The following is a 1,159-nucleotide window of genomic DNA, read 5'->3' on the forward strand; positions in this document are numbered from 1 at the left end:
CAGGGATAAAGCATGAAGCCCTTGTTGAAAATTGAGTCGTTTGTGGGGTTTGAGATTCATCAGTACGGCGGCTAAATCCGACCAATTCTGGAAAGATTGACCCCAATCGGGAGCGTGCAATCCCATCCAAAAAGTGCTATAGCGTTCTGTTGAACGTCCGGTTTCAGTGGGACGACAAATATACTCAGCAACAGTTCGATGCTGTAAAGAAGCACCTTGTAAAGTGGCTAGAGTATAAGCGATAGAAATGACTAAAACGAGCGCCATTAACCGCCGCTCGTTGACTTTTGTATTTTCCAGATTATAGCCTCCGGTTTTTAAATCTCGAAACATTGTTTCGATGCCCCATCGAGCGGCATAAACGGAGAGAGTCCGAGGTAAACTTTTCAAACTCGTCAGAATATACCAAGGTTCTTTTGGACCTCTACCTCGATATTTTCGTTTCCAGTACGCCGCTAAATTAAAGTCTCCAAGGTGATGCGCTTTGGTACAATAAATGTTGGCGTAAAATCGAGATTTTCCCGGTTTAATATTTAAGTCTTTGAGTGCTCGATAAACTGCATCATCATCGGCAATACAAGTGCCTTTTTTCTGCCGCAATGCGAAGTCTATATTCCTTTGCTTGAGCCAATAAGCCAGTTGGACGCTGTGAAATTCAGGCATCGGCTAAGACCAGAACTGGATAAGGCTTCAACAGCCGCAATACCGGAGTTAAAACTTTTTTTTGTTCGCGCAAGTTACTACTTCCTTTTTTGGGTAATATTTCCCAATAAACGGGAATAGCGTGTTTCCCCCAAGCTAAACTTAACACGATTAAATTTCGCTCTTGCCATTGCGTTCGATCGATAATTAAGAACAAATGTCCTTGATGAATGAGTTGGAGTTTCTTGATTCGTCTTCGTTGTTGTCGATTGCTCGGTTGGTGGCGAAACTCTTGTTTGACGAGCTGTTTGATGAGGGGAAACCACAACAGCTTTGCTGTGAGTTGAGGTAAGTCTAAAAACCGTTGCAAGTTTCTCACTCGACTTTCATACTTTATCAGTTGTGGAAACTTGTTAGCACTCAGTAGATAAGCTGACATCTCGATAGCTTTGTAACATTAACACTAACAATTGTAGCGTTAGATACTGGCGAGGATTTAGATGCGTCTCGAAAACTT

The 1,159-nt window shown here is 42.4% G+C and carries 1 pseudogene; it reads right to left on the bottom strand.

Going from position 1 to position 1,159, the window contains the following annotated elements:
* Window positions 1-1,159, bottom strand: a pseudogene (locus QUA23_RS30925) (IS4 family transposase); the annotation flags it as partial.

Source organism: Microcoleus sp. Pol1C5 (assembly GCF_036701115.1).
Lineage (GTDB): Bacteria > Cyanobacteriota > Cyanobacteriia > Cyanobacteriales > Microcoleaceae > Microcoleus.